Origin of the sequence: Amycolatopsis roodepoortensis (assembly GCF_024628825.1) — a bacterium.
Classification (GTDB): Bacteria; Actinomycetota; Actinomycetes; order Mycobacteriales; family Pseudonocardiaceae; genus Amycolatopsis; species Amycolatopsis roodepoortensis.
The window spans coordinates 6,518,293-6,541,076 of the sequence record NZ_CP102415.1 but is presented as its reverse complement, the minus strand read 5'-3'; the positions used below and the strand labels follow the sequence as shown (position 1 = coordinate 6,541,076).

Annotated in this window: 23 protein-coding genes; 12 read left to right on the top strand and 11 right to left on the bottom strand. The window is 68.4% G+C overall.

Annotation, left to right across the window (positions count from 1 at the left end):
* Positions 1-53: 53 nt before the first annotated feature.
* Positions 54-890: a Bax inhibitor-1/YccA family protein gene (locus NQK81_RS31355; protein WP_257484375.1), complete on the bottom strand. Its 837-nt coding sequence runs from the start codon at positions 888-890 to the stop codon at positions 54-56.
* A gap of 314 nt (positions 891-1,204) precedes the next feature.
* On the opposite strand from NQK81_RS31355, the gene NQK81_RS31350 reads away from it, so the two are divergent.
* From NQK81_RS31350 to NQK81_RS31335, 4 genes are all read left to right on the top strand, one after another.
* Positions 1,205-2,677 (top strand): SpaA isopeptide-forming pilin-related protein, encoded by a 1,473-nt coding sequence (locus tag NQK81_RS31350; RefSeq protein WP_257484374.1) that lies wholly within the window; start codon positions 1,205-1,207, stop codon positions 2,675-2,677.
* 11 nt (positions 2,678-2,688) lie between these two features.
* Positions 2,689-3,381 (top strand): class F sortase, encoded by a 693-nt coding sequence (locus tag NQK81_RS31345; RefSeq protein ID WP_257484373.1) that lies wholly within the window; start codon positions 2,689-2,691, stop codon positions 3,379-3,381.
* 99 nt (positions 3,382-3,480) lie between these two features.
* The gene (locus tag NQK81_RS31340) at positions 3,481-5,472 is read left to right on the top strand and encodes an SDR family oxidoreductase (RefSeq protein ID WP_257484372.1); all 1,992 of its coding nucleotides are present in this window, start codon (positions 3,481-3,483) and stop codon (positions 5,470-5,472) included.
* 118 nt (positions 5,473-5,590) lie between these two features.
* Positions 5,591-6,712 (top strand): coiled-coil domain-containing protein, encoded by a 1,122-nt coding sequence (locus NQK81_RS31335; protein ID WP_257484371.1) that lies wholly within the window; start codon positions 5,591-5,593, stop codon positions 6,710-6,712.
* A gap of 84 nt (positions 6,713-6,796) precedes the next feature.
* Here NQK81_RS31335 and NQK81_RS31330 read toward each other — a convergent pair whose 3' ends face one another.
* Positions 6,797-8,122 carry an amidase gene (locus NQK81_RS31330; protein ID WP_257484370.1) on the bottom strand — a complete coding sequence of 442 codons (1,326 nt, stop codon included), beginning with the start codon at positions 8,120-8,122 and terminating at the stop codon, positions 6,797-6,799.
* A 28-nt stretch (positions 8,123-8,150) separates the two neighbouring features.
* Positions 8,151-9,245: an alkene reductase gene (locus tag NQK81_RS31325; RefSeq protein WP_257484369.1), complete on the bottom strand. Its 1,095-nt coding sequence runs from the start codon at positions 9,243-9,245 to the stop codon at positions 8,151-8,153.
* Positions 9,246-9,312: 67 nt separating this feature from the next.
* Between NQK81_RS31325 and NQK81_RS31320 the strand changes: the two genes are divergently transcribed.
* The gene (locus NQK81_RS31320) at positions 9,313-9,726 is read left to right on the top strand and encodes a MerR family transcriptional regulator (RefSeq protein ID WP_257484368.1); all 414 of its coding nucleotides are present in this window, start codon (positions 9,313-9,315) and stop codon (positions 9,724-9,726) included.
* A gap of 6 nt (positions 9,727-9,732) precedes the next feature.
* Here the strand turns inward: NQK81_RS31320 and NQK81_RS31315 are convergent, their stop codons facing one another.
* From NQK81_RS31315 to NQK81_RS31305, 3 genes are read right to left on the bottom strand one after another with little or no spacing between them, the layout of a single operon-like run.
* Positions 9,733-10,317 carry a TIGR03086 family metal-binding protein gene (locus NQK81_RS31315; protein ID WP_257484367.1) on the bottom strand — a complete coding sequence of 195 codons (585 nt, stop codon included), beginning with the start codon at positions 10,315-10,317 and terminating at the stop codon, positions 9,733-9,735.
* The gene (locus NQK81_RS31310; protein ID WP_257484366.1) at positions 10,314-10,799 is read right to left on the bottom strand and encodes an SRPBCC family protein; all 486 of its coding nucleotides are present in this window, start codon (positions 10,797-10,799) and stop codon (positions 10,314-10,316) included. Before NQK81_RS31310 ends, NQK81_RS31315 begins: the two co-directional genes overlap by 4 nt.
* A gap of 29 nt (positions 10,800-10,828) precedes the next feature.
* The gene (locus NQK81_RS31305) at positions 10,829-11,179 is read right to left on the bottom strand and encodes an ArsR/SmtB family transcription factor (RefSeq protein ID WP_126736424.1); all 351 of its coding nucleotides are present in this window, start codon (positions 11,177-11,179) and stop codon (positions 10,829-10,831) included.
* Positions 11,180-11,437: 258 nt separating this feature from the next.
* Here NQK81_RS31305 and NQK81_RS31300 point away from each other — a divergent pair, with 258 nt between their 5' ends.
* From NQK81_RS31300 to NQK81_RS31285, 4 genes are all read left to right on the top strand, one after another.
* Positions 11,438-12,679, top strand: a complete 1,242-nt coding sequence (locus NQK81_RS31300) for a glycoside hydrolase family 3 N-terminal domain-containing protein (protein ID WP_257484365.1) — start codon at positions 11,438-11,440, stop codon at positions 12,677-12,679.
* A gap of 145 nt (positions 12,680-12,824) precedes the next feature.
* On the top strand, positions 12,825-13,772 hold the full coding sequence (locus NQK81_RS31295) for a CE1 family esterase (RefSeq protein WP_257484364.1): 948 nt from the start codon (positions 12,825-12,827) through the stop codon (positions 13,770-13,772).
* A 110-nt stretch (positions 13,773-13,882) separates the two neighbouring features.
* On the top strand, positions 13,883-14,587 hold the full coding sequence (locus NQK81_RS31290) for a TetR/AcrR family transcriptional regulator (protein WP_126736427.1): 705 nt from the start codon (positions 13,883-13,885) through the stop codon (positions 14,585-14,587).
* 35 nt (positions 14,588-14,622) lie between these two features.
* Positions 14,623-15,828, top strand: coding sequence for a cytochrome P450 (locus tag NQK81_RS31285; protein WP_257484363.1), 1,206 nt, complete (start codon positions 14,623-14,625; stop codon positions 15,826-15,828).
* On the opposite strand, the gene NQK81_RS31280 is transcribed toward NQK81_RS31285, so the two are convergent.
* Complete coding sequence (locus tag NQK81_RS31280; protein ID WP_257484362.1) at positions 15,825-16,466, bottom strand: histidine phosphatase family protein; 642 nt, start codon at positions 16,464-16,466, stop codon at positions 15,825-15,827. The two genes, NQK81_RS31285 and NQK81_RS31280, sit on opposite strands and share 4 nt — an antisense overlap.
* Positions 16,467-16,563: 97 nt before the next feature.
* Complete coding sequence (locus NQK81_RS31275; RefSeq protein ID WP_257484361.1) at positions 16,564-17,361, bottom strand: TIGR03084 family metal-binding protein; 798 nt, start codon at positions 17,359-17,361, stop codon at positions 16,564-16,566.
* 129 nt (positions 17,362-17,490) lie between these two features.
* Between NQK81_RS31275 and NQK81_RS31270 the strand changes: the two genes are divergently transcribed.
* The gene (locus NQK81_RS31270; protein ID WP_257484360.1) at positions 17,491-17,937 is read left to right on the top strand and encodes a MerR family DNA-binding protein; all 447 of its coding nucleotides are present in this window, start codon (positions 17,491-17,493) and stop codon (positions 17,935-17,937) included.
* Between the two features lie 109 nt (positions 17,938-18,046).
* On the opposite strand, the gene NQK81_RS31265 is transcribed toward NQK81_RS31270, so the two are convergent.
* The gene (locus NQK81_RS31265; RefSeq protein ID WP_257484359.1) at positions 18,047-19,174 is read right to left on the bottom strand and encodes an acyl-CoA dehydrogenase family protein; all 1,128 of its coding nucleotides are present in this window, start codon (positions 19,172-19,174) and stop codon (positions 18,047-18,049) included.
* Between the two features lie 77 nt (positions 19,175-19,251).
* A complete protein-coding gene (locus tag NQK81_RS31260) occupies positions 19,252-19,803 on the bottom strand; it encodes a DUF4190 domain-containing protein (protein WP_257489883.1) in 552 nt (183 codons plus the stop codon).
* A gap of 223 nt (positions 19,804-20,026) precedes the next feature.
* Here NQK81_RS31260 and NQK81_RS31255 point away from each other — a divergent pair, with 223 nt between their 5' ends.
* Positions 20,027-21,226, top strand: a complete 1,200-nt coding sequence (locus NQK81_RS31255) for a sensor histidine kinase (protein WP_257484358.1) — start codon at positions 20,027-20,029, stop codon at positions 21,224-21,226.
* A 30-nt stretch (positions 21,227-21,256) separates the two neighbouring features.
* Positions 21,257-21,904, top strand: coding sequence for a response regulator transcription factor (locus tag NQK81_RS31250; protein ID WP_192744119.1), 648 nt, complete (start codon positions 21,257-21,259; stop codon positions 21,902-21,904).
* A gap of 16 nt (positions 21,905-21,920) precedes the next feature.
* Here the strand turns inward: NQK81_RS31250 and NQK81_RS31245 are convergent, their stop codons facing one another.
* Positions 21,921-22,757, bottom strand: coding sequence for an alpha/beta fold hydrolase (locus tag NQK81_RS31245; protein WP_257484357.1), 837 nt, complete (start codon positions 22,755-22,757; stop codon positions 21,921-21,923).
* Positions 22,758-22,784: the final 27 nt, after the last annotated feature.

Here is a 22,784-nt window from a genome sequence, read left to right as displayed (position 1 = left end):
CAACGGAAAAGGGCGCCCCGATCGCTCGGAGCGCCCTTTCGCGAAACCGTGGGTCAGTCGTTTTGGAAGTACGACAGCAGCCGCAGGATCTCGAGGTACAGCCAGACCAGGGTGGTCATGAGACCGAAGGCGGCGAACCACGCCCACTTCGACGGCATGCCTTCGCGGATCATCCGGTCGGCCTGGTCGAAGTCGAGCAGGAAGCTGAACGCCGCGACACCGATCACCACGAGGCTGAAGATGATCGCGATCGGCCCGCCGTCACGCAGCGGGTTGAAGCCGAAGAAGCTGGTGACGAGGTTGACCAGCATCAGGATCGCGACACCGACGACGGCCCCGATGATCCACTTCGTCAGCTTCGGGGTGACCTTGACCGCGCCGGTCTTGTAGACGACCAGCATCGCGACGAAGACACCCGCGGTGCCGATGATCGCCTGCAGCGCGATACCGGGGTACAGCGCCTCGAAAAGGCCGCTGATCGCACCGAGGAAGACACCCTCGGCGGCCGAGTACGCCAGCGTGAGCGGACCGCTCGGCTTCTGCTTGAAGATGATCACGAGGGAGATCACGAGGCCGACGAGCATGCCGCCGACGAGCGCGCCGATCACGCCGCCGCTGATACCGGTGATCCGGCCCGCGGCGTCCACGGGCAGCTGGCTGATCGCCCAGATCGCGGTCAGCACACCGGTCACCAGCGCGGTGCCGAGGCTCAGCGCCGTCTTGATGACGACGTCGTCGACGGTCATCGGACGGTCGCCGGCGCCGGCGGAGGTCTGCGGAGGGCCGTAGCCGGGCACGCCGCCCTGGGGTTGGTTGAAGCCTACGTTGGGTCCGTACTGCGCCGCGCCACGCGGCAGGTTCCGGAACGCCGGGTTGCTACTGGATCGCACCTGATCCTCCTGGATCTACTGGCACCTGCATCGGGTTCAACGACCGCGGGGGCCGCCCGGTTCCCGTCGAAGTAAAGACGACTTTACTCACAATCGGCGCGACGCCCATCCCCCACACCGTATGCGGCGGAGATCACCGACCGTTCACCGATACCCCACCTGATGCCGTATTGCCAAAACCGCTGATCACCCGCCACTCTCCACGGTGCGTGTTCGGATAATCACCGAAGGCGTGTCGGGGAACCTATCGATCGTGTGGCCTGCGCCGACGTAAATGCGCCGGGGCAGAGCACGGCCAAAGGAGTCAACACACCATGGGGTGGACCACACGCCCGAGCGTGCGTTCGCGCGCCTTGACCAGCCTGATCGCGACGTGCCTGCTCGGCGCCTTGTCCGCCACCGTCGCGGTGACACCGGCTTCGGCCGCCGACCCGAAACAGGGCGTCGGCTACAAAGTCACTCCCGGCCAGCCCTTCGGTGGCCATGATCAGGAAAGCGACTGGCTCGGTTCCTACGTCGTCAACGGCAAGCACGTGTTCTGCGTGAGCTTCCAGCAGAAGGCGCCGGACACGGACGAGGAGTACAAGCCCGGCGACGAACTGCTCGACAAATGGGGAGACAAGCTGCCGGATGACATCGCGGCCAACATCTCCTACCTGCTCCTCCGCTACGGCGGAACGCAGGACAACGCCGAAGCCGCCGCGCTCGCCCACCTGCTCCATTCCTGGACGGCCAAGCCGCGATCCGACGCCGACACCGACCCGACGCTGCCTTCCAACAAGATCGGCTACAAGATCGAGGACCACCTCGCCAAGCTGAAGGATCAGAAACCCGACGCCGCCGCGGCCGTCGAGAAGCTGACCAAGGACGCCGAAGCCAACCGCGGCCCGTGGACCACCGCGATCACGCCGCCGAAGGAAGACCAGCACATCGGCACCGCCGGCGAGTGGACGATCAGCGTCAAGAACGCCAAGGGCAAGGGCGTCTCCGGCGTGCCCGTGGCGCTGACACCGTCGAACGCGACCGTCGACAGCGGCGAGAGCACCAAGCCCGCGTCGACCTCGAACACGAAGGCCCAGAAGGCCACCACGGTGAAGACAGGCGAGGACGGCACCGTCACGGTCAAGGTGACGCCGACGGGTGACCAGCCGAAGCTGTCCAGCTCGCTGTCCGCTCCGGCGGACCGGCCGTACGTGCAGTTCCCCGTCAAGACCGGCGTGCAGAACGTCGTCTCGACCGGTGGCGAGAAGGAACTGAAGGCCCAGGGTGTCGCGGTCGTTTCGAAGCCGGGCAAGGTCCAGGTGACGAAGGTCGACGCGAAGACCGACAAGGGCGTGGCGGGCGCCGTGCTGCGGATCACCGCGAAGGACAAGACGACGGCCGCGGTCGGCCACGACGGCAAACCCCTCAACGGCGCCGACGGCAAACCCGCCGTCGTCACCACCGAAGGCGAGAACGGCACCGTCACCGTGGAGAACCTGCGTGCCCCGCAGGAGATCTGTGTGGTCGAGGTCAGCGCGCCGCCGGGCTACACCAACGCGTTCGACCCGAAGAATCCGCCGTCCGCCTGCGGCGAGATCAAGCCGGGTGAGACGCTGGCGCTCAAGGTCGCCAACACGCCCAACGAGGTACCGCGCACCATCCCCGCCGGCGACCGGCCGGTGGCGATGATGCAGGGCACCGTCGAGAACTCGGCGTCGACCGCCGGCATTCTCGGCGTCGGCGCGCTCGCGCTGCTCGGTTCGCTGATGGTGGGCGTGGCCGCGCGGCGGTCTTCGCGACGCTAAGAGGTTCTGGAATGTCAGTACGACGCGGGTTCGCGCTGGGAGCCGTCACGGTCCTGTGCGCGGACCTCGTCGCGGCCTTGCTCATCTGGCCGCCGACGACAGTGGTGACGGGGACGGCTCAGGCCGTCTCCGTCTCGGTCGCGGGCGGCGCGCCCGCCGCTCCCGCACAACAGGAGGCCCCGCCTCCGCCGGACGTCGTCCCCACGACTCCGACAGCCGCCCCACCGCCGCCGTCGTCGTCGAAAGCGCCCGAAGCACCGAAACCACAGGGCCCGGGGACGATCCGGCTGCCTGCGGGCGGTGCGGCGAAACTCGTGCGCAAGGAACTCGGGCCGGGGGCGGAGCTTCCCGTGCCGGAGAACCTCGGTGAGGTGACCTGGTGGGGCGCCGAACTGAGCGCGGCGACCGGCGCCAGCGTGTTCGCCGGCCACGTGAACTGGAAGGGCGCGACGGGTCCGTTCGCGGAGCTGTGGACCGAGCGGATCGGCGGCACCGTCACCGTGGTCGACAAGGCCGGGAAGTCCTGGCAGTACAAGGTCTCCCAGCTGATCACGCTGAAGAAGAACGAGCTGCCGCAGCGCGCGGACGAGCTGTTCGGCCAGTCCGGTCCACATCGGATAGTCCTGGTCACCTGCGGCGGCCGATGGGTCGGCGGGGAGACCGGATACGCCGAGAACCGGGTCGTCATCGCCGACCCCGCCTAGTTACCCGTGAGTAACTTCACCGGCGCCGTGGTGGTCCTCGCCGTCCTCATGCAGCAGAATGCCGGGGGACGCGGGCGAGCACGGTGAAGGGTGAGACTGATGGCGACTTTTCTGGTGACCGGGGCGACCGGACTGATCGGGCGCCAGTTCACCCGGCTGCTGCTCACCAGGGACGACGTTGACAAGGTCGCGCTCGTCGTCCGTGCGTCCTCGCGGGACAAACTCGCGAAACTCGTGAACGCCTGGCCGCATCCGGAACGCGTCACCCTCGTCACCGGTGACCTCGGTGAGCCGCTGCTCGGCGTCGGCCAGGAAGACCGAGAGCGGCTTCGCGGCGTCGACCACGTCGTACACCTCGCCGCCCTGTACGACCTCACCGCCGACGACGAAGCCAGCATCAAGGCCAACGTCGAAGGCACCGCGCAGGTGATCGCGCTCGCCGCCGAGCTGAACGCGGGCTGCCTGCACCACGTGTCCTCGGTCGCCGTCGCCGGTGACCACGAGGGCATGTTCACCGAGGAGATGTTCGACGTCGGCCAGCGGCTCATCACGCCGTACCACCGCACGAAGTTCGAAGCGGAGCGCCTCGTGCGCGAACAGCAGGACGTGCCGTGGCGCGTGTACCGGCCTTCGGTCGTCGTCGGGAACTCCGAGACCGGCGAAATGGACAAGATCGACGGCCCGTACTACCTGTTCCCCGCGATCAGCAGGCTCGCCGGACTGCCCGACGTACCGATCGTCGGCCCCGACCTCGGCGACACCAACGTCGTCCCGGTCGACTACGTCGCCGAGTCGCTGAACGCCCTGATCACCACGAAGGGGCTCGACGGGCGCGCGTTCCACCTGGTCAATCCCGAACCGCAGCCGGTCGTCTCGGTCTACAACGCCTTCGCGAAGGCGGCGGGCGCGCCGACGATCTCCGTGCAGCTCAACGACCGCTTGTCCAAGGGCATCGTCAACCTGGTGAAACTGAGCGAGCACATCCCCGGCTTCACGATCGCGCGGGACGCCGTGCTGGAGCGGCTCGGGATCCCGCCGGTACTGCTGGAGACCATGGCTTTCCCGTCGGTCTTCTCGTCGGCGTCGACGCGCAAGGCACTCATCGGTTCGGGCGTCGAGGTGCCCCGGATCGAGGACTACGCGCCCACCCTGTGGCGCTACTGGCGGGAGCACCTCGACCCGTTCCGCGCCCGCAAGCACGGCCCTCGCGGCGAACTGGACGGCCGCCGCGTGATCATCACCGGCGCGTCCTCGGGCATCGGCCGCGCGACCGCGATCAAGGTCGCGGCCGCGGGCGGGGTGCCGCTGCTCGTGGCGCGGCGGCAGCACGAGCTCGAAGAGGTGCGGGACGAGATCATCGCCGCGGGCGGCACGGCGTCGGTGTACCCGGCCGACCTGACCGACGAGGAATCGGTGCACAAGGCCGTCGACGCGATGCTCGCCGAGCACGGCCGGATCGACATGCTCGTGAACAACGCCGGCCGGTCGATCCGGCGGTCGATCAAACTGTCGTACGACCGGTTCCACGACTACGAACGCGCGATGGCGATCAACTACTTCGGCGCGGTGCGGCTGATCCTCGCGGTGCTGCCGCATATGTCCGAGCGGAAGTTCGGGCATATCGTCAACGTCTCGTCGATCGGCGTCCAGGGAATCGCGCCGCGCTTTTCGGCATACGCGGCGTCCAAGGCCGCTTTGGACTATTTCTCCCGGATCGCGGCGACCGAGACCCACGGCGACGGAATCACCTTCACGACCATCCACATGCCACTCGTGCGCACGCCGATGATCCGCCCGACGAAGATCTACGACGCGTTTCCGACCAAATCCCCGGATCAGGCCGCGGACATGGTGATGAAGGCGCTGCGGGAGCGCCCGAAGCACATCGGCACGCCCGCCGGGCAGGCGATCGGGCTCGCGTACACGCTCACGCCGGGACTCACGGATGCCGTGGCCTACCAAGGATTCCGGGTGTTCCCGGATTCCGCGGCCGCGGGCGGCGAAGGCGGGCTCAAGATCGGGAAGGGCGAGCAGCACCTGTCCCGGGCGGCGATGGCGCTCGCCCGGCTCAGCCGCGGCTTCCATTGGTGACACTGCGCACACGGGTGGCGGCCGTTCAGGTGAGGGATCGCAGCTGAGAGCCGACACACGTCGGTGAATCACGAAGCCTGACAACGGCGACACCGGGTACGCAGGTACCGTCGTGGCCATGGTTCCCGAGCGAGACAACGGCCTGTTGCCCCTGCGGCGCGAGTACACCCAGGCCTGGCACGGCTTCGACCGGAACGAAGTGCGCCAGTATCTGGATCATCTCGAAGCCCAGCTGCATCGCGTGATCACCGACCGCGACGCCGCGATCGCGCAGGCGACATCGGCCACGCGCGAACTCGAAACCGTCCGCCACGAGGTGGCGAAGCTGAACGCCAGGATCGAGGAGCTGAAGAAACCGCCGGAGCGGCTCGAAGACCTCGACGAGCGGATGCAGCGCACCGTCACGCTCGCGCAGGCGCGTGCGGAAGAGATCACGAAGCGTGCCGAGGTCGCCGCCGAGAAGCACTGGGCGTCGTCGAGCGAGGCCTCGAAGAAGCTCCGTGAGCGCTACACGCGGCTCGTCGCCGAGCTGGACAAGCAGGCGGACGCGCTGCACTCGGAGCACGAGTCCGCGCTCGCCGAGACGCGGGCCGAGGTCCAGCGGCTGACCGTCGAGGCCGCCCAGCGCCGGGAACTGCTGGACAACGAGGCCGAGCGCAAGCGCCGGAAGATCGAGCGCGAATTCGATCAGACGATCGCGGCTCAGCGCGCCGCGCACGAGAAGCACATCGCCGACCAGCAGACGGCCAGCAAGAACCAGGCCGAGCGCCGGATCGCCGAGGCCACCGCCGAGGCGAAGCGCCGCATCGACGAGGCGACGGCCGAAGCCAAGCGCCGGCTCGACGAGGCCACGACGACCGCCGCCCAGCGCACGACCGCCGCCCAACGGAAGGTCGAGCGCCTGGCGGAGATCCGCGAGCAGGCCCGCAAGAGCCTCATGCAGGCCGACGAGGTCCTGAAGGGCAGCGAGGCGATGCTCGCGGCGCTGCCCGAGGAGTCGGTGATCCCGCACGCTTCGAAGCTCGTCGGCGGCGACAGCAAGGCCGAGGAGAAGAAGCCCGCGGGCAAGCCCGCCGAGCCGCCCGCCTCGAAGGCCGCCGCTCCGGCCGCCGCCAAACCTTCTCCCGCCAAGCCCGCTTCTCCGGCGCCTGCCGCCGCTGCTCCGAAGAACGGACAGGGCGAGCAGAACGGCCCGAAGACGAACGGCCAGAAGCCTTCACCGGCAAAAGCCGGCTCCTGACCAGCGCAAAGTAGCAAGGGACCTTTGCTATCGCTCTCTTTTGGAGAGTGATAGCAAAGGTCCCTTGCTCTCTTCCGGGAGCTGTCAGGAGGCGGTGGTGCGCGGCCAAGGGTTGGCCGCTTCGAGCTGAGCGGCGAGCCCCAGGAGGAGGGCTTCCCCGCCGGGCGCGGCGACGAGCTGGACGCAGGCCGGAATGCCCGAAGGATGTACGCCGACCGGCACGGACATCGCCGGATAGCCCGCGAGGTTCCACAGTCCCGCGAAACCCGCCACTCGCACGGACGGCAGCACGTTGGCGATCCAACGGCTTTCATGCCAAGTGCGGGCCTTGAGCGGGAGTGTCGCGATCATGGGCGTGACCAGGACATCGTGGTCGGCGAAGAACTCTTCGGCACGCTCCAGCCAGCGCTCCCGGGTGCTCTCCCGGACGCGTTCGGCCATCAGTCGCCCAAGCCGCACGTGGGTACGTGTCCGGGGCTGGAGCGCGGCAAGATCGAACTCGGCCGCCTGCTCGGCCGGGCCCGCGACCCAGCGCGCCAGGAGCCCACCGATCGCTCCGGCGCTGTATCGGGGCGTACCCGGCGCGACGGTGTGCCCAGCCGCGCGGAACAGCTCTCCGGCTCGCATGACGGCCCGGCTGAACGCGCGCGGCAGCGGTGCCCTCGTCAACGGGACCTGAGTCGACAGGGCGATGCGGGACGGCTTTGGGACGGCGAGATCCGCCAGCCCTGGCTCCTCGGCGAGGACCGACATCAGCACGGCGGCGTCGGCCACGGTGGTCGTCATCGGACCGTGCGTGGACAGGCCGAACCAGCCGTCCTCCCCCGGTACCCGCACCACGCCCTTACCCGGTTTGAGACCGACGATCCCGCACATCGCGGATGGCAGCCTGATCGACCCCAGCCCGTCCGTGCCGTGCGCGATGGGCACCAGCCCGGCCGCGACCGCGGCGGCGCTCCCGCCCGACGAACCGCCGGCGGCATAGGACGGATTTCGCGGGTTGCGCGCTGTCCCGTCCGGATCGTCACTCGACGGCCAGATGCACAACTCCGGCACCCGGGTCAGACCGACGATCACCGCTCCGGCCGCGCGCAACCGCCGGGCTATCTCACCGTCCTCTGCGGACAGAGTCGACGAACCCGCACGCGACCCCCACGAGGCGTACTCACCCTCGACCGGCGCGACGTCCTTGACCGCGACCGGCACCCCGGCCAAGGGCAGGTCCGCCAGGTCCGGACGTTCGGCGACGGCGGCCGCCTCGGCGAGCGCCTCCTCGGTCCTCACCCGGCGGAACGCGCCGACCACCCCGTCCGCTGCCGCGATCCTGGCCAGCGCCTCGCGCGTCACCTGCACCGGATCGAGTTCCTTGGCCCGCACAGCCGCCGCGATCTCCACTGCCGTCTTGACCATCCCAGCACTGTAGAGCGGGCGGCGAAGATCAGCTGCGCGCCGAACAGGCGAACTTCGCCGGGTCTGCTTCGAACGCCGGGAAGTCGGTGTAGCCGTCGAGCCTGGCGCCGTAGTAGACGTCACGGTGCGCCCGAGCCAGCGGGGCACCGAGAGCGAAACGGGCGGGCAGATCCGGGTTCGCGATGAACAACCTGCCGAAGGCGACCACGTCGGCCAGCCCGGACTCGATCAAGGACTCACCCTCGTCCTGGGTGGTCGGCTCCTCGGACCGCAGGTTCGCGATGAGCGTCCCCGGCCACAACGGCCGCAGGTACGACAGCACCTCGGCGTCGGGAGTGTCGATGACGTGCAGGTATGCGAGCTCGTACCGGCGTAGTTCCGCGATCAGTTGTGGGTACACCTCCTTCCAATCGTCTTCCGAGATGTCGTTCTCCGGGTTTCCGGGCGAGATCCGCAAGCCGACCCTGGCGGCACCGATCTGCCGGACCACGGCCGCCACCACCTCGAGCGGGAAGCGGAGCCGGGCGGCGACCGAACCGCCGTATCGGTCGTCTCTCCGGTTGGTGTTGCGGGCGAGGAACTCCTGGATGAGATAGCCGTTTGCACCGTGGAGCTCCACACCGTCGAACCCCGCCGCGATGGCCCGCCGGGCCGCCGCGGCGAAGTCCTGGACGACCTCGCCGATCTCGTTCTCGCCGAGCGCACGAGGCTCGACCGTGTCCGTCCAGCCTGCGGCCGAAAAGATCCGACCGGCCTGCCGGACCGCCGACGGCGCCACCGGCGTCCGGCCCATCACACCGGGATGGGAGACCCGGCCCGCGTGCCAGAGCTGCGCGAAGATGCGACCGCCTTCCTCATGCACGGCCGCCGTCACCGCGCGCCATGCCTCGGCCTGCTGCTCCGTCGCCAACCCTGGAATACCCGGGCCGCTTTTGCCGGTCCGGTTCACCCAGACGCCTTCACTCACGATCAAACCGGCGCTCGCGCGTTGCGCGTAATACTCGGCCGTCCGTGGATGCGGCACGCCGGTGACATCGTCCGCGCGTCCCCTGGTCATCGGGGCCATCGCCATCCGGTTCGGCAACTGGAGCGCGGTACCACTGAATGCTTCGAGCAACCTCATGAACGCGAAGCTAAACCCTGACACCGACGTCACGGTCAACCTCGGTTCCCGCGGCTACTGTGGACCCATGCGGATCGGTGAACTGGCGAAGCGAACCGGGGTGAGTGTCCGCTCGTTGCGGTACTACGAAACGGAAGGCCTGCTGACTCCCGCTCGCTGCGGCAACGGCTACCGGACCTTCACCGAAGACGACATCGCGCGGGTCCTGCAGATCCAGCTCTTCTATTCGGCCGGGCTGTGCAGCGGCAAAATCGCGGAACTCCTTCCCAGTGTTTCCGGGGACCACACGCATTTGGTGCCCTCGCCGGAGATGGCCGGCGAACTGGAGATCGCCAAGACTCGGATCCAGAACCAGATCTCTTTGCTCACCACCTCTCTGTCGGTTCTGGAACGTGTCCTGGCAGCGGCCAAGGGAACCGATACCGCCGAGGTCCCGGTTCCTTCCCGGCCCGTCCGGCGACACCGCGGGATCCACGTCTGACCGATGTCAGGCGTTCGGGTCCCGGCCCATCAGCCCGAGCAGCCTGTCCTGCAGGGGCGCGTCTTCGGGCACTTTCACTTCGGGACCGAAGACGACGATGCCGGGCCCGAACGCTCCGGGGATCCTCATCTGATCGGGGATCGCCTGCGCCGCAGGCCACATCCGGGCGACCTCCTCCGGATCGATCGTGTCGTCCTGCCCGGTGGCCCGGGCCAGGTCCCAGCCGTGGATCACCATGTCGGCACTGACGACCTGGTCGATGTGCTGCTCCGCGGTCATCTTCCCCATCGGTGTCTCGTGTTCCGTGGCCGCGAGCACGGGATCGGCGAGGACGGCTTCGACATCGGCCCGCGCGGCACGGAAGGCGCCCAGCGGGTCGTCCAGGAGCGACGGCGCCGGCCCGAGGTCACGCCCGAAGGGGCGCAGCATCGCGCCGTGCATGTCGACGATGTGCCCGACGACATCCCTGGCGTTCCACTCTTCACACGGAGATCCGCTCTCCCACTGCCCGGCCCGGACGGCGGCGACCTTGCTCTCGAAAGCGTCGGCCCGGACGCGATATCGGTCCGCGATGGCGGTCATCGTGTTCATGCCCCCACCGGAGCTGTCAGGAACTCGGCCAGCTTGTCGAAGCCCTCGCCGACGCCCCGCTCCATCCCGGATTCGAGCACGGCGTCCCGGATCCGCTTCGAGCCGTACCGCACCACCTGGGTCAGTGCGGTGACCCCTTCATGTTCGACCAAGGTCAGCGTCGACAAGGCCTGGCCTTCCGACGCCTCACAATCCTCGTTCGTCTCGAGGGAGACGAGCCGTTCCGGGCGGTCGATCTCCTGGTAGACGCCCTGCAGCAGCATCTCCATTCCACCGCCGTGGCGCAGCCGATACCGCCATCTGCCACCGACCCGCAGGTCGATCTCGCATTCGACGACCTCGCAGCCGCGCGGGCCGAACCAGCGGCGCACCAGCTCCGGTTTGGTCCACGCGTCGAACACCAATGCCCTCGGCGCGTCGAAGGACCTCGTCATGACGATCTCGAGATCGCCGGATTTCGTCACGCTGAGAGTTCGTCCCATCGTGCTGTTCCTTTCCGCTCGTGCGGTGGTCAATCGGTCTCGTGCCGGCGTTCCGGGTGCCGCATCTCCTCGTCGAGGACGAGATCCAGCTCCGTGAAGGCCGCGTCCCAGTGGCGGCGGTAGCCGCCGAGCCATTCGTTCGCGTTCTTCAGCGGCTGGGCCACCAGCCGGCAGGGGCGGCGCTGGGCGTCACGCCCCCTTGCCACCAGCCCCGCCCGCTCCAGCACCTTCAGGTGCTTGGAGATGGCGGGCTGGCTCATCGCGAAGGGTTCGGCCAGCTCCGTCACCGTGGCCTCGCCGCGCGCGAGCCGCGCGAGGATCGCGCGGCGGGTGGGGTCGGCGAGTGCCGCGAAGGTGACATCGAGCAGATCCTGTGTCACGGTCGCCCGCCTTTCCGTTCCATCATCCGAGCCGTTTCTCACGAGTTGCAGTTCTCACGATCGATAACCTTGCGGTTCCATAACCATGTGGTAATCTACGGCGGAGCAGATCGAGTTGTCAAGCACGAACATCGGTTTGACCAGAGAGAACACGATCGGAAAGGAGGTGCGGCCAAAGGTTCGACCCGGCGCGGCCACGCACCAAAGGGGCACGCGAGCGCGTACGAAAGGGCAACTGGGGTTACCGTCGACACCGGCATGGACGACGAACGAAACGAGCCGATGAACTCCGGGCGACCGAAGACGACGAAGCGATGGGCGGCCGTCATCCTGGGAGCCGCCGCTGTCCTGGCCACCAGCGTGCAATGCGGTACGGCGAACGACGAGGCCGGATCCGCGCAACCGGCGGGCACCGTACCTCCGCCTCGCGGCAGCGCCGCTTCAAGCCAACCCGCCTCCAGCAGGCCCGCGCCCTCGCCGTCACCGAGGGCGGAGCAGGCACCCGTTCCAGGCTGTGAAGCCGTCATCGCCGGGATGAGCCCTCGGCAGCGGCTGGCCCAGCTGGTGGTGGTCGGCGTGAACGCCGGTGACCCTCAGGCGGCGGTGAAACTGGTGCGGGATCAGCAGGTCGGCGGGATCTTCCTCGGCGGCAACGAGACGGCCCTGCTGCGGAACCACGCGCTGGACGAGGTGCAGCGCGCCGCGAAGGTCCCGGTGTCGGTCGCGATCGACGAGGAAGGCGGCCGCGTCCAGCGGATCGACGCCCTCGACGGCGAAATGCCGAGCGCCCGGAAGATGGCCTCGACACTGACTCCGGCGCAGGTACGGGCGAAGGCGGCCGAGCGAGGACGGCAGATGCGAGCCCGCGGCGTCACCGTCGACTACGCGCCCGACGCCGACATCACCGACCAGCCGGACCGCGACATCGTCGGCGACCGATCGTTCAGCGCGAACCCGGAGGTCGCGCGCAAGTACGTCCTGGCGTTCGCGCAGGGCCTGCGGGACGCCGGGGTGCAGCCGGTGCTGAAGCACTTCCCCGGGCACGGGCATGCCACCGGCGATTCCCACAAGGGGCTGGTACGAACGCCGCCGCTGGCCTCGCTGCGCAAGGTCGACCTGGTGCCCTACCGGGACATCGGCGAGTACGGCGAGATCGGTGTCATGGTCGGGCACCTGGACGTCCCCGACCTGACCGGCGGCACGCCGTCGACCCTGTCGGCACCGGCGTACCGGCTGCTGCGGAAGGACTACGCGTTCAACGGCCCGGTGATCACGGACGATCTCGGGGCGATGAAGGCGATCACGGCGCAGTACCCGCTCCAGACGGCCGTGCTCAAGGCCCTGCAGGCGGGAGCGGATCAAGCGCTGTGGTCCTCCGGCGGCAACGTCGGGACGGTGCTGGCCACCCTGGAGCAAGCGCTCGCGTCCGGCGACCTGCCGGCCGCCCGGGTCGACGAGGCCTTGACGCGAGTGCTCGCGGCGAAACGCGCCTGCGGCTGACCGGCCGGACACCCGCGAGTCCTCGGCGAGCCGATCCCAGGGTGACGTGCGAAGCGGTCCGAAAACTCAATGAACACAATGCTGACCAGGCCGGCGGCAGGAGTGACCCTGATCACCGCCCTGCCGCCCGATCAAGGAGGATCGCGTGCCTGGTCCCACGAAATACCTGCGTCGTCTCGCGCTGGCGGCCGCCGCCGCTGCCGGACTGAGCCTGTTCGCCGTCCCGGCGGCGTCAGCGGTGCCAGCAGTGCCATCGGCGATCGATCATCCGGTGCGGACGACCGGCTGCCAGCGTCCGTCCCCGGTTCCCGCCGGGACGACGACGCTGCGGACGCTGACGTCCGGCGGCTTGGTCCGCGAGTACACGGTGCACGTTCCGGCTCGGTACCGGCCGTCGCGGTCATACCCGCTGGTGTTGTCATTCCATGGCCACAAACGCACGTCGAAATATCAGGAGGAACTATCCGGATTCTCGGCTTATGACGCGATTTCCGTCTATCCGCAAGGACTTCCCGGGACGGACGGTGAATCGGCATGGACCGGCGCGCCGTATTCGGCGGCCGCCGATGACGTGCTCTTCACCAGTGATCTGCTGAACACGCTCCAGCGCGAACTGTGCGTCGACCCCCGCCGGATCTACGCGACGGGCAAGTCGAACGGCGGCGGGTTCGTCGGCGTCCTCGCCTGCCGGATGCCGGGCCGGATAGCCGCGTTCGCACCCGTCGCCGGCGCGTTCTACCCGCAAGGCGGCGAATGCCATCCGTCGCGTCCCGCGCCGATTCTCGATTTCCACGGAACGGCCGACGCGACGATCCCTTACACCGGGAATCCCGCCAAGGGTCTGCCGGCGCTGCCGGACTGGCTCGCCGCGTGGGCGGACCGGAACGGCTGCTTCCCGCACCCGATCCGGTATTCGCCGCAAACCGACGTCACCGTTCAGCGCTGGCTCGGTTGCTCGCTGCAGCACTACCGGATCGAAGGCGCCGGGCACGTCTGGCCGAGCACCGCGCCGAACAACGACTCCGCCACTCCGACCGTCATCGACGCGACTCCGGTCATCTGGAAGTTCTTGCTCGCCCACCGTCTGCGTTAAGAACTCGTCGATTCCCTTGCCGGACCGGCACACCCGGCGCTACCGTCGAACTGACCGGATGACCAGATGAGCAAATCTGGTCACGAAGTCAGAGAGAGCTGGGAGCGCACGTGGCAGAACGTCCGGACCGCACCGCCGGCCGCGCCGATCGCATCCTCGACGCGGCCGGCGTCCTGCTGTCGCGGCTGGGCTATCGCAAGGTGACCATCGAGGACATCGCGAGCCAGGCGGGCATCGGGAAGGGCACGATCTACCTGCACTGGCCCACCAAGGAAACCCTCTTCCACGCGTTGCTCCTGCGTGAATCCCTCCGGGCCGCCGAGAACCTCCTCGCCCGGCTGGACGAAGACCCGGCGGAAGTCATCCCGCATCGGTTCCATCGGGCTGTCTTCCTCTACACCCAGCAGAACCCGTTGCTCGGCGCGCTCATCACCGGCAACACCGAACTGCTGGGCCGGTTGAAGAAACATCCTCTGCAGGATCAGGACACGGTCGTGACCGAGCGGTACCTGAAGACGATGACGGACCGGGGCCTGCTGCGCGACGACATCCCGCACCTGCTCTTTTCCCTGCGCGCCTCGGCGCTGGGGTTCTACCTGATGGACAGCTTCACCACCGACGGCGCCGGCCTCGAACCCGAAGAAAAGGCCGACGCTCTCGCGCACATCATCCGGACGGCGCTCGAGCCGCCGGAGCCGCCGTCCACGGCGAACGTGGCCGCCACCGCGGCCGAAGTGAGCCAGGCGTTCCAGGAGCTGATCTCGTCCTATCGCGCCTGGATCTACCGGAAGGACGGCCCCGAAGAGCCCGCTTGATCCGGGCTCTCCACCACCGAAGAAGGGGGCAAGTCATGACCACGATCGCCGAAAGCTGGGGCGTCCACGAAGGCCAGTTCTGGCTTCGGGGTGAATTCCCGGCCGACCCGGTCCGTTTCGACCCCGAGACGGGTATGTGGAACGTCTACGGCCACGCCGAGGCGCTGAAGACCCTGAGTGACCCCAAGGTGTTCTCCTCCGACACCACCCGGCTGATCCCCGAGGAGCTCTCACCGGACAAGGACCTGTTCGTCGAGGGCAACCTGCTCCAGATGGACCCGCCGGATCACAAGAAGTTGCGCACGCTCGTGAGCCACGCCTTCACCCCGAAGGTGGTGGCGGATCTCGAACCGCGGATCGCCGCGCTGACGAACGAACTCCTCGACGCCGTCGACGGCGCGGACTCGATGGAACTGGTGACCCATCTGGCCTATCCGCTGCCGGTGATCGTCATCGCCGAACTGCTCGGCATCCCGGCGAGCGACCGCGACCTGTTCAAGGAATGGGTCGACACGTTGCTGCGGAACAGCCAGCAGCGGTCCCTGATCAAGCAGACCGAGGAGGACAAGAAGGCGGCCGAGGAAACGGCCGCACAGGTGAAGAACCTGGTGAACTACCTTTCCGGGCATGTCGACGACCGGCGGCGGAACCCGCGCGAGGACCTGCTGACCAAACTCGTCGAAGCCGAGGTCGACGGCGCGAAACTCACGCAGAACGAAGTCGTCAACTTCGCGAACGTGCTGCTGCTCGCCGGGCACATCACCACCACGATGCTGCTCGGGAACACGGTGCTGTGCCTGGATTCCCATCCGGACGAGTACCGGCGCGTCCGCGAGGACCGGGCGCTGCTGCCCGCCGCCATCGAGGAATCGCTGCGTTTCCTCAGCCCGTTCGCACTCGTCGCCCGCGCCACGACGACCGAGGTCGAACTGGGCGGCCAGACGATCCCGCCGGACAGCATGGTCGCTATCTGGGTCGCGGCGGCGAACCGGGATCCGCGGACGTTCACCGATCCCGGCACCTTCGATCCGGCGAGGGCGCACAACCCGCACCTGGCCTTCGGCCGCGGGATCCATTTCTGCATCGGCGCCCCGCTCGCCAGGCTGGAAGGCAAGACGGCGCTCAACATCCTGCTGGACCGCTTCCCGGATCTGCGCACCGATCCGGCCGCTCCGCCGTCGTTCATCCCGAGCCCGAACATGACCGGGGTGAACAAGCTCCAGCTGTTGCTGAAGCCCTAACGGTCCGCGTACCGGGAGGCGAGCGGGACCACCACTCGTGGCGCTCGCTTCCCGGGTGTGTACCGCAGTTCGGTAATGTTGCCGTTCGGCACGAGGTAGGTGTCGGCGAACGTGCGGAATCCGCGCATGGCCTCGCTGTCCGGCGTGGTGATCCCGGTCAGTAAGGACCACATGACCGCGCGGATGAAGAGCCCGTGCGTGAAGACCGCGATCGGCCCGGGTTCGCGTTCTCCCAGTCGCGCCAGGAATTCCTGGGTCCGGGTGAAGAGCGCCACGAAGGATTCCGCGCCGTTCACCGCGTGGTGCGGATCCGCACGGGACCAGTAGGCCTCCGTGTACGGCTTACGGGTGGCTGTGGTGGTGACCTGTCCATGGAGTTCGCCGAGAAAGGTGAACTCCTGGACAGGCCACTCCTCACGCTCCGCGCCGGGGAACCGCTCGATCGTCGGCTCGGCGGTCTGCCGCGCCCGCAGGAACGGCGACGTCACGATCAACCGAGGCGGTTCGGCCAGCGATTCCGCGATTTCGAGGGCTTGCCGCCTGCCGAGTTCGGTCAGCGCCGAAGTCCCCGGCTCGCCGCCGGGAAGTCCCGCGTTGGACTCGCTTTCCCCATGCCTGATCAGCCAAACTCGTGTCACGATCGCCTCCTAGACCCCCTGTGCGTCGACGATCGCACCGAGCGGACTTGATCGCGACTTCCAAGATGCCCTATCCACCGCGGAAGCGGCGGGACTCTCAACGGCCGAACTGTCCCGGCGAACGCCCCTCGCCCGCCGGGCCGCGGTACGCCTGCGCGATGTCCAGCCACTGATCCGCCAGCGCGCCCTCGGCGCGGACGTCGAGGTCGTCGCGGTGACGGCGCCGCGTGACCAGGAGACAGAAGTCCTCGGCGCTCCCGGTGATCCGCTCCGGCGAGTCCCCGGGGCCGAACGTCCACAGCTGCCCGGACGGCGAGGTGATCTCGAACCGGAACTCCTGCTCCGGCGGGGTCAGGCCGCGCGCCTCGTAGCCGAAGTCCCGCACCCGGACGGCGAAGCCGACGAGGTACGCGAGCCGGTCCGTCCGCTCCGGCCGCACACCCAGCGCGTCCGCGACGTCCTGGCCGTGCGCGAACAGTTCCATCATCCCGGCGCAGGCGAGGATGGCCGGCGGCAGCGGGTTGACGAGCCACGGGACGACCTGGTCCGCCGGGACCGCGGCGAGCGCCTTGATACCGGCGTCGCGTTCGGCACGCCAGCGGCTCAGCAGGACCTCGTTGGGGTCGCCGAGGTAGTCGTCGAGGGCCGCGTTGACGGCGGCGTCGAACCCGCGCGCCATCGACGACTTCGCGAGTTCGGCGAAGGCCCGCGGCTCGGCCGCGGACAATCCGGCGATCTTGAAGATGAACGCGAGATGCGCGATCTGGTGTTTGACCGACCAGCCCGTCGCGGGCGTCGGAAGATCCCATCCCGCGTCGTCGAGGCCGGCCACCAGGGCGTCGACCTGTTCACCCTCCGTGGTGAGGTCCCTGATCACGTTCCGGAAGTCAGTCACCGTGCCGTCCTCTCGCCGTTTCCACCCTCTCGAATGATGCGGACGCGCGCGGCCGTCGTCTTCTCTTCGTGAGCCCCGTCGAATTTCGGACTTGATTCTGGAGCCGGGTCCAAGTTCTACCCTCGCAGCATGCGAACCGAAGCGACGAAGGCGCTGACGGCGTTGACCATGTCCGAGGTGACCTCCCGCGCCGGAGTGCGGCCGGACACCGTGCGCTACTACGAGCGCATCGGCCTGCTGCCCACGCCCGCGCGGACGACCGGGGCCCACCGGCGCTACGACGAGGGCGTCATCGACCGGCTGCGGTTCATCCGCGGCACCCAGCGGCTCGGGCTGACGCTGACGGAGATCGGTGACCTGCTGAGCGTGCGCGACACCGGCGTATGCCCGTGCGAACCCGCCGAAACCATGCTGGAACGCCATCTCGCCGAAATCGACGCGGAGATGACGCGGCTCGGCGAACTGCGCGCCGAACTCACTTCCATGCTGTCCGGGATGTCCGGCGAGAACTGCGCCGATCCGGTTCCCGGTGCCTGGTGCCCGCCCGGCTGTGCCCCCGAGGGAGGAGGTGGATGATCATGCGGAACGACGACTGGTGCGATTGCGACTGCTGCGGCAGCGGCTGCTGCTGACCCGCTTCGGCGGGACCGGCCGGGCTTGACGTCACCCGGCCGGCCATCCGAGGTCAGTCCTGCGGCAGGAGCACGGTCCTCCCGATCCGGTCTTTGCAGACTTCGGCCGAATAGGCCATCAGGCCACCGGCCTGCGCGTCCCGGAACAACCGCTGGATCGGCGACGTGCGCAGGAAACCCGAACCGCCGCCCGCCTTCAGCGCCAGCTGGGCGACATCGCGGGCGATGTCGTTCGCGAGCACCTTCGCCGTCATGGTCGCGGGCATGAACTCCGGCGAATTCCGATCCGCCAGCCAGGCCATGTTCCGGGAGTACACGCCTGCGGCTTCGAGACGGGCGTGAACGTCCGCGGCTTCGAAGTGGAGCCACTGCATTTCGGCGAGCGGCTGCCCGGTCACGGGGATGATGCGGCTCCGGGCGTGCGCGATCAGAGCTTCCTCCGCCGCGTCGGCGATCCCCAGCGACAGGAACGCGAGGCCGGCCGCGATGTGGTTCGGGCGCGGCTCGGCCGAAGGCGGGCACCTGCGGTCCTCCCGCAGCAGGGTCCCTTCGAAGGAGACGAGCTGGCTTCGGCTGGCGCGCAGGCCCATCGTGTCCCAGATGGGCACGAAGGTCATCGTGTCGTCCGGCGAGACGCCGAAGAAGGTGGGCACGCCGCCGACGAGCGCGTTGACCAGGAAGTGGTCGGCGGCCTCGCAGCCGGAAACGAACCGTTTTGCGCCGGTGAGCCGGTATCCGCCTTCGGCAGGCTCCGCGGTCTGTTGCGGCATCAGGAACATGTTGCCGCTACTCGGTTCCGAAAGCGCGTTGGCGAACCGCTTGCCGGCGATGAGTTCTTCGGCGTAGAAGCGGCCCACGTCGGGAGCGGACAACTGGGCCAACCCGACCGCGGCACCGATGTGCATCACCCAGATACACGCGGTGGAGGAACAGGCGGCGCTGAGAATACGGACGATTTCGCCGTAGCTCCGATAACTGAGGTCCTCGCCGCCGAGCTCCGCGGGCAACGTCGCCCTGTCGAGGCCGGTCGCGTGCAAGGCACGGAGGTTGGCGATGGGCAGCTCGGCCGTGTCGTCGAATTCGGCGGCACTCGCGGCGAAGTCCCTCGCCAGTTCGGTGACGGTTTCGATCCAGTGTCGTTCGTGGGCGGGCGGGTCGAACGGATGGACGGGCTCGGTCATGACCGCATCATGCCGGAATCGCGAAGGCCTCCTCGCCACCCCGAGAATGGCGAAGGAGGCCTTTCACGGTCCGGCCGTCACACTCCGGTGCAGGCGGCCATGGCGAATTCGCCCGAAGCGGTCTTGGTCGAAACGACCGCGCCGTCGACGGTGATCTTGCAGGTGACGGATCCGCCGGTCTCGCCGGTGGTCACCGTGAGCGTCCCGCCCTTGTAGACGCCCTTGTTCTCGACTTCCTTGTTCCACGGCAGCGCCGGAACGGTCTCGGTGGTGGGGTTCAGGACCTCGCCGTAGATGACCTCGACGTTCGTGGCGTCACCGGTGACTTCGTAGGAGACCTTCGCGGTGCGGTTGATTTCGTTGTTGACCTCGTCGACAGCCGCGTTGAACACGAAGATCCACACCACGCAGACCACGAGCCCGAGCGCGGACAGGGCGATACCGGTGATGGAGAGGCCCTTGTTGGAGGCCTTGCCGTTCTTGACGCGGATCAGCCCGATGATCGAGAAGATCAGGCCGAGGATCACCAGCGGCCACGCGATGACGCCGATGAACGGGATCGGGGAGAAGACCAGCCCCACCAGGCCGAGGACGAAGCCCGTGACACCGATGCCGTTGCGGGGCGGCATCGGGCTGGCGGGGGCTTGCGGGGCCGGCGTGTAGGGGGTTTGCTGGGTCACGGGGGATTTCCTTTCCAACGGGATGAACGAGGCGGCATACAACCAGTGATCGCGACGCGGCCGCGTCGTCCTCGGCGCGTGAACCCGTTACGACGAAAGTCGTAATTCGCGCGCTGCGAAGGATCGGTTCCGCTGATGTGGCCGGCCTGGCCTGCTTGCGTACGCTCAGCGCATGGCAAGGCGTGTGCTCGGTGTGGTGCTCACCGTGGTGGCGGTCGCGGCGTGCGTGATCAGCAGCATTTTCGTCTTCAGCGCCCAGGGTTATCTTCCGGCGACGAAAGAGTTCGACCCGACGTGGTGGTCCACGCTCGGTTTCTTCACCGGGATCGCGGCGGCGGTCATGCTCTGCTGGCGGCACAAATGGCCGGAACTCGTCCTCGGCATCGCCTTGGTTCCGCCGCTTTGCTTCCGCTCCGACGCGCTGGCAGCGTTGGTCGCCCTCGCCGCTTTGGCCGCGCATCGCCGCGACCGTCTCCTGTGGACCGGATCCGTGCTGGTCTACATCGCGACGGCGTGGGCGTTGTTCGGCGACGCCAACCGCCATCCCGATGTGACCATCGCCGGGCAGATCGTCGGCAAGGAGCTGTCCGCGGTGCAGGTGATGGGGACGCTGACGGTCGCCATCGTGATGACGGCCGTACCGCTCACCGTCGGCGTCGTCCGCGGGATGCAGGGCACGATCGCGATCCGCGAGGCCAAGGAAGCGGAGCTCCGCGCCGAAATGACCCGCCGCGCGGAACGCACCCGGATCGCGCGCGAGATGCACGACGTCCTCGGGCACCGGCTTTCCCTGCTGTCGCTGCAGGCCGGCGCGCTCGAGGTCAGCAAGGGGCCCGCGACGACGGAAGCCGCGAAGACCGTCCGCACGACGGCCCGCCAATCGCTCGAAGATCTGCGGCAGGTCATCGGTGTCCTGCGCGATGGCCAGGGTTTCGGTGAGAACGGCGAGCACGGATCCCATCCGGAGCCGCCGCAGCCGACGCTGGCGGACATTCCCGAGCTGGTCGCCAACGCGCGACGGGCAGGCTTGGGCGTCAACGTGACGATCCTGCTCGACGACGCGGGCGGCGCGCCGGCGCTGCTCGGCACGACCGCCTACCGGATCGTCCAGGAGTCGCTGACCAACATCCTGAAGCACGCGCCGGGCGCGCCGGCCGAGGTTTCGGTGCGCGGAGGTCCTGGGAACGGGCTCACCGTCGAGGTCGTCAATCCGCTGCCCGTGGCCGCCGCGGCGGGCAAGCCGCCCGGTGCCGGCGCGGGGCTGACCGGGATCGGCGAGCGGGTCACGCTGATCGGCGGGAACGCCAGCGCCGGCCCCACCGACGAGGGCACATTCGCCGTCCGGGCTTGGCTACCGTGGGGACACCACTAACCTGTCCGGGTGAACCAGCGCCCACTGCGAGTGCTGCTCGTCGACGACGACCCGCTCGTACGAACCGGTTTGTCGATGATCCTGTCCAGCACGGGCGACATCCAGGTCGTCGCGGAGGCGGGCGACGGGGACGAAGCCGTGCCGAAGGTGACCATGCACGCGCCCGACGTCGTGCTGATGGACATCCGGATGCGGCGGATGAACGGCCTCACCGCGACGGCCGCCGTCACCGCGCTGCCCAATCCGCCGAAGGTCCTCGTACTGACCACCTACGACCTCGACGAGTACGTTTTCGACGCACTCGGCGCCGGCGCCAGCGGATTCCTGCTGAAAGAAGGTTCGCCGCAGGAGATCATCGATGCGGTCCGGGTGGTCGCTGCGGGCGAGGCGATGCTCTCGCCGCGGACGACGCGGAAACTCATCGGGCACTTCGTCGCGACCAGGACGAGCCCTCGCCGCCATCGGGCGCGGACCGGGCTGAGCACCCTGACCGAACGCGAGCGGGAGATCGTCACCGCCGTCGCGCGGGGCGGGACCAACGCCGAAATCGGCGCGGCCCTGCACCTGAGCGAGGCGACGGTGAAGACCCACATCACCCGGATCTTCGCGAAACTCGACGCGACCAACCGGGTCCAGCTGACGATCTTCGCCTACGAAGCCGGGCTCGTCGCTCCCTGACGGTCCCTTTGACGAACTACGCGAGCCCGGCGAGGACGGCGGCGGCCTCCTGCGGATGGATGAGGAACCGGACGTGGCTGCTCGCGAGCGACCGCACGTCGGTCGGGTTGTCCGGGGTGAGCGCGTCCGCCTCCTTGATGAACCGGTCCTGCAGCGCGAGCGGCATCGACCGGTCCTCGGTGAGCCTGATGTAGGTGCGCGGGATCCGGCCCCAGGTGGCGGCATCGGCGAGCTCGGTTCCGGCGTCGATGCTCTCGTCCGGCTCAAGGGTGTTGAGGTACGCGAAGAACTCCTGTTCGGTGCCGTCTTCCAGCATCGCGTTCTTCAACGCGGCCAGCAGCGCGGGATCGGCCGTGCGCCAGTTCATCCGGAGCGCGCCGAGCTCGGCGGGATTCGCGACGACCACCCCGCCGACGTCGTTGAGCGCGCTGCTCGCGTACTCGGGTCCCTGCATGTACTCGCCCACCGTCGCGTCGACGCAGCACCAGGCCGAGATGTAGACGATCCGGTCGATCAGTTCGGGGACCGCGTTCGCGGCCCCCGTGAGCGTGAGCCCGCCGCGGCTGTGCCCGACCAGGATGACCGGTCCGTGCTCGGCGACCTTGCGCACGACGGCCACCACCTGCTCGACGGCCTCGGCCAGCGTGACGCCCGCCTGGTTCGACGGCGCCGTGGCCAGCGCTTCGAGGTCTTGCGGAGCCTGGTAAGCGGCGTGGAAACCGGCGGCGAAGCCGTGTCCGGGAAGGTCGACGGCCAGGGTGCGATGGCCGAGCAGCGCGAGCTCGCGTTGCAGCGGGCCCCAGGTGAAGGAGGCGCTACTGGAACCGTGCACGAAAACGTAAGTCGGAGTCACGGTTCGTATCCTGTCATCCCGGGTTTG